9 protein-coding genes are annotated in these 7,988 nt (G+C 63.5%); all 9 read right to left on the minus strand.

Annotated elements, in window-relative coordinates; genetic code table 11:
- Positions 1-54: 54 nt before the first annotated feature.
- The 9 genes from ABUA09_RS14095 to ABUA09_RS14135 all read right to left on the minus strand — a co-directional run bounded on the left by ABUA09_RS14095 (position 55) and on the right by ABUA09_RS14135 (position 7,854).
- Entirely contained in the window at positions 55-2,124 is a 2,070-nt protein-coding gene (locus ABUA09_RS14095) for a serine hydrolase domain-containing protein (protein WP_349949436.1), read from the minus strand.
- A gap of 54 nt (positions 2,125-2,178) precedes the next feature.
- The gene (locus ABUA09_RS14100; protein WP_052082406.1) at positions 2,179-2,493 is read right to left on the minus strand and encodes a hypothetical protein; all 315 of its coding nucleotides are present in this window, start codon (positions 2,491-2,493) and stop codon (positions 2,179-2,181) included.
- On the minus strand, positions 2,490-4,499 hold the full coding sequence (locus tag ABUA09_RS14105) for an LTA synthase family protein (RefSeq protein WP_227151896.1): 2,010 nt from the start codon (positions 4,497-4,499) through the stop codon (positions 2,490-2,492). The genes ABUA09_RS14100 and ABUA09_RS14105 overlap by 4 nt, the downstream gene beginning before the upstream one ends.
- A gap of 203 nt (positions 4,500-4,702) precedes the next feature.
- Positions 4,703-6,133 carry a pyruvate kinase gene (pyk, locus tag ABUA09_RS14110; protein ID WP_349949437.1) on the minus strand — a complete coding sequence of 477 codons (1,431 nt, stop codon included), beginning with the start codon at positions 6,131-6,133 and terminating at the stop codon, positions 4,703-4,705.
- Positions 6,134-6,224: 91 nt separating this feature from the next.
- The gene (locus ABUA09_RS14115) at positions 6,225-6,941 is read right to left on the minus strand and encodes an S-layer homology domain-containing protein (RefSeq protein ID WP_058117208.1); all 717 of its coding nucleotides are present in this window, start codon (positions 6,939-6,941) and stop codon (positions 6,225-6,227) included.
- 34 nt (positions 6,942-6,975) lie between these two features.
- On the minus strand, positions 6,976-7,131 hold the full coding sequence (locus ABUA09_RS14120; RefSeq protein WP_158453364.1) for a hypothetical protein: 156 nt from the start codon (positions 7,129-7,131) through the stop codon (positions 6,976-6,978).
- A complete protein-coding gene (locus ABUA09_RS14125; protein WP_058117207.1) occupies positions 7,128-7,322 on the minus strand; it encodes a hypothetical protein in 195 nt (64 codons plus the stop codon). Before ABUA09_RS14125 ends, ABUA09_RS14120 begins: the two co-directional genes overlap by 4 nt.
- Positions 7,323-7,375: 53 nt before the next feature.
- Positions 7,376-7,585, minus strand: coding sequence for a hypothetical protein (locus ABUA09_RS14130; protein ID WP_058117206.1), 210 nt, complete (start codon positions 7,583-7,585; stop codon positions 7,376-7,378).
- Positions 7,552-7,854 carry an RNA polymerase sigma factor gene (locus tag ABUA09_RS14135; RefSeq protein ID WP_227151899.1) on the minus strand — a complete coding sequence of 101 codons (303 nt, stop codon included), beginning with the start codon at positions 7,852-7,854 and terminating at the stop codon, positions 7,552-7,554. Before ABUA09_RS14135 ends, ABUA09_RS14130 begins: the two co-directional genes overlap by 34 nt.
- Positions 7,855-7,988: the final 134 nt, after the last annotated feature.

Below are 7,988 nucleotides of genomic sequence, written 5' to 3' on the forward strand. Positions count from 1 at the left end.
CGGATGTCCGGGCCGCTGCTCTGTTTCGATACAAATGCCGGGGCGCCCGGCGTATTATTGCGCTTCTTCCGTTACGGAGAGAGGAAACCGCGTGCCCGGTTCGCCGGCGAAAACGATCCAGCCGCCCTCCGGAAGCAGGGCGTGGGTATCTCCAAACGCCCAGGACCCGGCCACGACCTGCCCAAGCTGGTCGTATACGTAAAAAGCCCCCGCCTCGGGCAGCGTGACATTCAGCGTCCCGCCCGCCAGAGCCCCGACCTGATACCAGCGGGCCCGGCCATCGGACTGGATGGTGGTGTAGGCCCCCTCCCCACCCCAAAGGGGGCGGGCGGCGGCGGAGTCCATGCACAGGTAATCGCCCACAGTGAGATACTCTGTGCCGTCCTCCACCTGCACCGTATAGTCCGCACCGTTGCGGCTCCCGGTACCGGGGAGCTGGAGATACTGCCGCGCGGTGTCCGCATCCTCGATCCGGTCCAGGGCCGCGTAGCCGGGCGCCTCGGCCAGGGTGGAGACGGCGGTGAAGGGGCCGGAGAGGTACACCTGGGAGGTATACTTCTCGTTGGCGATGAGGTAGAGCTTCTCCCCTCTGGCCTCCCAGGCGGCCAGGGCCTCTTCGGACGCCTCCCCATTGGGCTCCAGGCGCTCCATGGCATAGCTGGCCGCCCCCAGGGGGACGAGCCCCGGAATGTCGGAATAGGCCTTCTCATAGAGATAGACCCGTCCGTTCTCCTCGGGGATAAATTTTACCAGGAGGGTCTCCTCCTCGTCCCGGAAAGACCCGTCGTCATAGTAGGTGAGCGTCATAGGAGCGCCGCCCAGCGCCGCAGGAGCGGCCAGCGTCAGGGCGCCCGCCTCGTCAAAAGAGGCGGTAAGCATACCGGTGAGCCCGGCGTACGTCCCGGCATATGACAGGACCGCCTGGGGGAGCCGGGCGGGCTCCGCCTCGGGAAGCGACCAGGATTCGTCCACAGTGATCCCCCGCTGGGCCAGGGCGTCGACCAGGATGCGGGCCCCTGCCAGTTGGTTATAGGTGCTCACACCGCCGGAGGAGAGTACGGCCACCGCCATATCGTGCTCCGGCAGGACGATGAGCCCCGCGTGGTAACGCAACGTGTCTCCGCCTTTTACCAGGGCCTGGATACCGTTTTGTCCAAAGGGAAACATGTGCACATTGTCCCAGCCCAGGCCATACCCCAGTTGGTCGTCGGCGCTGTCCTCCGGCCACAGGCCCCGCGCGGCCCAGTCGGCGGTCATGGCGTCCAGGGACGCCTGGCTCAGCAGTTCCGTGCCGCAGAGGAGGCCGCCGAAGGAGGCAAGGTCCGCGGCGGTGGCGTAGATGCCGCCGGTGCCCACGATACCCAGGGTATCCTGAGGCAGGGCCCTGGGGTCCTGTGGGGAGGCGTAGGTCCTGGCCAGGCGGTCCGGGTCGAAGTCCCCGCCGGGGGCGAAGGTGTCTGCCAGCTCCCCCGGCGCCAGAAGGGCGGCGCGGACATAGTCCATGTATTCCATTCCGGAGGCCGCCTCCACCACCAGCTCGGCCAGAGTATAGCCATCGTTGGAGTAGACGCAGTAGGCGCCCGGCTCGGCCTTGAGCCGCTGCGTGGCGAGGCGCCGGAGCAGCGCATCGGCGGCCTGTGGATCGGTATCGTCAAAGAGAAAGGCATTGCGGGTGCTGTCCCCCATCAGGCCGGAGGAGTGGTCCAGGAGCATCCGCACCGTGATGCTCTGATACCGCTCGTCTGCCATGCAGAACTCCGGCAGGATCTCCGCCACCGGCGTCTCCAGCGTCAGGGCCCCCTCTTCACAGAGCTTCAGCACCGCTGCGGCCGTATACGTCTTGGACACCGAGCCCACACCGTAGAGGATATCCTCGGTAAGCGCCCGGTTTTCACTGCGGGAATAGACTCCCCAGCCGCCCTGGAGCGTGATCTCTCCCCCCTCCCAGAGGGCGTAGCGGATGCTGTCCGCGCCTCCATACTCCGCCGCAAGCTGGACGGCGTGCCGGGCGGCCTCCTCCCGGGTCCTGATCCGGGTGTCCTCCGCCGCCAGGGCGGGCGCGGAGAGGGCTGCGGCAAGCAGCAGCCCGGCCAGGACCGCCGACAGGGTGTGCTGAATTCTCATATGGGGATACCTCCTATCTGTCTCCGGATGGGTCTCGCCCGGGGCGCCCCGCCGTCAGGTCCCGCCCCGGGACAGCTTTTCATAGTGCGCCCGGCATTCCTCCGGCGTCCGTTTGGGATGGGCGTTCATCTCTTCCGCCTCCTGGAGCAGCCATGCCGTCATGGCGGCCACCCCCTCCTCGGAGAGGGCGAAGAATGCCTCGGCATCCTCCACGGCATAGTCCCGGCAGAAGGGGCCCTGCCATGTCACCGCCCGCATGCGGCCCTCCTGAGGCTTTTCGATCTCGTAGCACAGCAGCCCCCGGCTCCCCGACCAGCCGTTGTCGTTTTCAAAGTGGGAGAGCCCGGGCATATAGAATTCGTCGCTCATGTCGATCCTCCATTCTGTTCCGGCAGGGTGAAAAAATCCGCCAGCCGGTTTTCTTCGTCGTCAAAGAGCAGGTTGTATTGGAGCATCTCATACTGGAGCAGGCTGGCCCGGGCGGCCTCGGAGAGCTCGCTTCTGCGCTTGTACCATGCCCCGTCCGCATCCCGGTAGCCCACCCCGTTGACCGCCGGCACGGTCTCCCGGAGCGCGCTCAGGAACTGCTGGTATCCGGTCCGGGGCAGGCCCGCCGTCTCCAGCAGCAGGGAGGAGAGGTAATTCAGGGAGAGCTCCGTCCCCTGCTCCTCCGGAATATCATAGTTGGCCCAGAGCACGAAAGGCACCTTTTGCCGCTTCTGGGCGGTCCCGGCGTCCAGGGTGTCGAACGCCCCGCCCAGCACCTCGGTGTAGAAATTGGTGGCCACCTGGGGCTGATGGTCGCCGAACATCAGGATCATGGTGGGCTCTTCCACCTGGGAGAAGTACTCCACCAGATATTGAAAGGCGCTGTCCGACTCCCGGATGAGGGAGAGATACTGGTTGACGGTATGGAACCGTCCCTCCATCGCCCCGGTGAGCCACACGGTCTTGTCCAGCCCCGTCCAGGGCACGTTGTAGGCACTATGGTTCTGCATGGTGACGTTGAAGACAAAGAGCGGTTCGCCCGCCTCCTTCTCCTCGTAAAGACGGATCAGATTCTCATAGTTGGACCGGTCCGTGATGTAATTGCGCATAAAGGCCGCGTCGGTAAAGTCCCGCTGAAAGAGGATGCGGTCGAAGCCGAAGTCCCGATAGACCGCCGTCCGGTTCCACCCGGAGGAGAGGTAGGGGTGCATGAACACGGTCTCATACCCCAGCGCCTTCATCTGGGCGCCCAGATTGGGCATCCCCGGCGTCACGTACATCTGGAAGGGCACGGTGCCGTCAGGCAGGAAGGCCATGGTGTTCCCTGTGAGGAATTCAAACTCGGAATTGGCCGTGGTGCCCCCGAACACCGAGGAGTAGGCCGTCCCCTTCACCGTGTTCTCCGTCAGGCCATGGAGAAAGGGCATGGGGTCCTCGTTGGTCTCCAGACCAAAGGTCTCCGTGAGATCGGAAAAGGACTCGTTCATAATGACGATCAGGTTGACGGGGCTCTGCCCGCCCACGGCGGGCCCCATGGCCTCCGCGTCTCCTTCCGTCTCCGCCCGAACGGCCTCCAGCGCCTCCTGGGAATACCCCTCCGGCTCGGCCACGGTACTGTAGCGCAGGCACACGGAAAAATTGAGGAGAAAGCCGTTTCCCCTGGTGGTCCAAAGGGAGGGTTCGATCCCCGCCCAGCTCAGAAACCCGGTGCGGAAAAAGACGCACAGATAGACCGCGCAGGCCGCCGCAAGGGGCAGCACCACCTGCAGCCTGGGAAGCCGCCGTCCCGGGTTGCGGGGGAGCTTCCACAGCAGGAGACAGAAGAGGGCCAGCGCCAGCAGACACCGGAGCTGTACCTCGTCGGGCCAGTAGTCGTAATTTCCGGCCACATTGGCGGCCGTACGCAGGGTGAGGAGGTCGCCCGGAAAGATGGTGCGGCCCCGGAACCGGATGACATAGCGATTCATGAGCCCAATCAGGACGAAAAGTCCGGCGGAAATCCCGGCGGAGAGGACCAGCCGTCCCGCCAGCAGGTAGACCGCACCGGCGATCATGTAATACCACACCAGATTGAGGCCGATCTGGAGGAGGGAAAAATCCTTCCAGGGAGCGTAGTTGTAATTCATACACTCCACCAAGAAAAAGCACAGCAGAGGCCCCAGCACAAAGGCCAGGCGGGAGAGGCCGCGCCCGGCCCGCCCGTTCACGGAAAAGCGGAGGGGGAGGAGCGCGCCGAAGGCCAGCGCCCAGCAAAGCGCCTGCCCCAGGGGCAGCCCGTAGAGAAGAAGTCCCGCCAGCAGAGCGATGGCCAGCGCCGCAGCCGGGAGCAGCAGGTCCGGCCGCAGCTCCACGGGCGGCCGTTTTTTTATATTGACTTGGGTGCGCATAGCAAATGATACCGTCTCTTTCCTTTGGTTGAAACGGAATCTATTTTACAACGGGCCGCCTGTAAAAGCAAGGCGGCCCGTCTTACGCTTTCTTTACAATTTGCGAAAACGGGCCTCCGCACTTCGGCGGAGGCCCGTCCCGGACCGGGGGATGTTTGCCGCTGAGGCGGAGGCCCCGCAGATGCAGCGGCGTCCTGCGGCGCTCAGGCGCGCTCTCCCACGACCTGGGCCTGGATGAGGTTAGTGGTGCCGCTGATGCCGATGGGCACGCCGGCGGTGATGACCACGGTGTCGCCGCACGCCACAGCACCCTCCCGCCGGGCCACATCCACAGCCATGGAGAAGAGCCGGTCGGTGGAATCCACCTCTCCGGTGAGGTAGGGGTGGACACCCCAGGAGATGGCGAGCTGCCGCCTGGTCTGCTCGCTCTGGCACAGCGCCACGATGGGACAGGCGGGGCGGAAGCGGGAGATGACCTTGGCCGTATAGCCGCTCTTGGTGGCGGCCAGAATGGCAGAGGCGCCCAGGTCCATGGCGGTGAGGCAGCAGGAGTGGGTGATGGCGTCGTTGATGGAGCTGATGCCGGGGAGCAGATTGTTCTCCCGGAACCGGCCCCAATAGTCGATGGCCCCCTCGGCGGCCTCCACCGTGCTCACCATGGTCTGGAGGGCCTCCAGCGGATATCTGCCGGAGGCGGTCTCGCCGGAGAGCATGACGCAGGAGGTGCCGTCAAAGACGGCGTTTGCCACATCGGAGACCTCGGCGCGGGTGGGCCGGGGATTGCGGATCATGGAATCGAGCATCTGGGTGGCGGTAATGACGGGCTTGCCCTGGCGGATGGTGGCCTTGATCATCTTCTTCTGTAGGATCGGCACCTCATGGGCGGGAATCTCCACCCCCAGATCTCCCCGGGCCACCATGACGCCGTCGGAGGCGGCGATGATGGCGTCCAGGTTGTCCACGCCCTCCCGGTTTTCGATCTTGGCGATGATGCGGATGTCGTCCCCGCCGCACGCGCGCAGGCAGGCGCGGATATCCTCCACGTCGGAGGCCTTCCGCACAAAGGAGGCGGCGATGAAGTCGAAATCGTTCTCCACGGCGAACTTCAGGTCCTCCCTGTCCTTTTCCGTGAGAGAGGGCAGCAGGATGTGCACGTCGGGAATGTTGATGCTTTTATTGCTGGAAAGCGTACCGCCGTTCTCCACCTCGCAGTGGATCTTCCTGCCCTCGATCCTGCGGACCACCAGCTCCACCAGCCCGTCGTCCACCAGCACCCGGCAGCCCTCGCCGAGCTCCTTGTGAAGGTTCTCATAGGTGACGGAGACCTGGTGCTCGTCACCGGGCACATCTTCGGTGCTCAGGGTGAATTCCGCGCCGCGGGTCAGGGTGATGGGCCCGTTCTCAAAGCTCTTGATGCGGATTTCAGGCCCCTTGGTGTCCAGCATGGAGGCCACCGGAGCCCCCAGCTCGTCCCGGACTCGCTTGAGCTTGGTCAGGGTGGCGAGATGGCTCTCGTGTGTGCCGTGGGAAAAATTGAAGCGGGCGCAGTTCATCCCGGCCAAAATCAGTTTGCGCAGGGTCTCCTCGTTGTCCACGGAGGGCCCCAGGGTGCAGATCACCTTTGTCTTTCTCATCATAAATACCTCCTGATGGGTATGTAAATTTCCGTTTGAAAGCCTACGCCCTTATCATACTACATCCGGTGGCATTTTTAAAGTAAAAATTTTATGAAGAAAAAGATTTTTCCCGTCTGCTTTTTGTCTCTCTCCGCGCGGAAGGGGGCTGCCAAAGACCAGGACGCGCTTTTCGCATCCCGGGGCCTTTTGTCCGTTTGCGCAGGCGGAAAAGGCCCAAAAGCGGCGCTTTTGTCCCGCGGAGATAGGGCCAGGCGGATTTTTCTCCGCCCGGCCCCGCCCGTCTCATTTCTTGCGCTCCAGAGGAACCAGCTTCCCGTCTCTGCACTCCATATCGAAAAGGTCTGTGAGCATGGTCTCTTCCCGCTCTACCGCCTCTGTCAGCTCTGTGCCGGTCTTCTGATCCCAATAGCTCACCCGTGGGATCAATAAGAGTGTTATAGGCCATCTGGGCAGCATTGTCCCGGCTGAGGGCCTCCGCCGCCTTGTCCGGGTTCAGGTCGGTGAACAGCCCCTTCTCCCCAGCCATGTCGTCCACCGCCACAACCCAATCCGTGCCGGTGAGGCCCTCCTTTTCCGCGCTGTAACCCGCGGTCAGCAGCATTTTGGCCGCCTCCCGGGCCGTAACAGGGCCGTCCGGCTCAAATGTGCCGTCGCTCTTTCCGTTGAGCACTCCCAGGGATACCAGGACGCTCACGGCCTGCGTGCGGGTGATGTCGCTCTGGCCCGTAAAAGCTGCGGCGGCGTTCCCCGCCAGCAGTCCCACAGTCAGGGCCACGGTCGGCAGCAACGCCCGGACCCGCATCATATTCGTTTTTATCCGCAGTATGCCACCTTTCTTTTCATTTATCCAGGGCGTCCACCGCCTCCTGGATGATGGTCAGGTCTCCCCGGATATTCCCCATCCAGTACCGCAGGGTGCTCTCGATCCCCAGCTTCTCCCGCAGTTCATCGAAGGTCCAGCCCTCGTTGGCCACCTGGGAGAGGTAGTAGTTCACTCCTGCTGCTCCATCTGCCGGGCGCCGTCATAGAGGGCCCGGAATTCCATGACCTGCTCCAGTGAGGGGCGGGGGAGGGCAACGATCCCGCCCAGAGCCTCCTTGACGGCCTTGATCCGGGCGATTCCCTCCTCATTGCTCACATGGCCGGCGTTCACCACCGCGTCTACCTGAGTGCTCAGCTTCTCCACCAGGCGTGTCCCCTCTTCCAGATAGGTCCTCATCTCCCGGCGCTGGGCGTCGGTCAGGGGGCGTAGAGGTAAATATCCTCTCCCCCGCCGCTGTAGGCGATCCAGGTGACTTCCTTGCCGCACGGCCCGCCGATGCTGCGCACGGGCAGGTAGGTCATCTCCTCGAATACGATGGGATAGACCGCCTCCCCCTTCTCGTTGGCAAAGCTCTGGACTGCGCCGTCCACCTTTACGATAAGGTCCGGGCGTATGCGGATGTCCACACCGCATAATACCACTCCTTCAGCGCAGGTTTCAGCCGTTCTCTGGCCCGTTTGAGCCGTATCGATACCGTTCCCTGGGGCAGGTCCAGCGCCTGGGCAATCTCCGCCGTGGAGCAGTCCTGATAATAATAGAGGACCACCACCTCCCGATATTTTCCCGGCAGCCCCAGCACGGCCCGGACAAAGGTCTCTTGGGCCGCGTCCTCCGCCAGTGCCCCATCCCGCAGATAGCAGATAGAGATAACACAGGCGCAGGATGTTGTCTCCATGCTTTTCCATCAGCGCTTCGATGTCCACGGCCCCTTCCACCTCCTTCTGTCTTTTAGACACTTGGACCGGGCGCTTCGTTTCACTTTCGGTCAGACTTTTTCAGCAGACGAAGGCGCGCCGCAGAGACCATGCT

Origin of the sequence: Intestinimonas sp. RTP31139st1_F5_RTP31139_211217, assembly GCF_040226735.1 — a bacterium.
Lineage (GTDB): Bacteria > Bacillota > Clostridia > Oscillospirales > Oscillospiraceae > Intestinimonas > Intestinimonas butyriciproducens.

Excerpts from the sequence above, each read along its gene's own strand:
- ABUA09_RS14105 (WP_227151896.1), bottom strand. The coding sequence starts at position 4,499 with ATGCGCACCCAAGTCAATATAAAAAAACGGCCGCCCGTGGAGCTGCGG.
- pyk (WP_349949437.1), bottom strand. The coding sequence starts at position 6,133 with ATGAGAAAGACAAAGGTGATCTGCACCCTGGGGCCCTCCGTGGACAAC.
- ABUA09_RS14115 (WP_058117208.1), bottom strand. The coding sequence starts at position 6,941 with ATGATGCGGGTCCGGGCGTTGCTGCCGACCGTGGCCCTGACTGTGGGA.
- ABUA09_RS14095 (WP_349949436.1), bottom strand. The coding sequence starts at position 2,124 with ATGAGAATTCAGCACACCCTGTCGGCGGTCCTGGCCGGGCTGCTGCTT.
- ABUA09_RS14135 (WP_227151899.1), bottom strand. The coding sequence starts at position 7,854 with ATGGAGACAACATCCTGCGCCTGTGTTATCTCTATCTGCTATCTGCGG.
- ABUA09_RS14100 (WP_052082406.1), bottom strand. The coding sequence starts at position 2,493 with ATGAGCGACGAATTCTATATGCCCGGGCTCTCCCACTTTGAAAACGAC.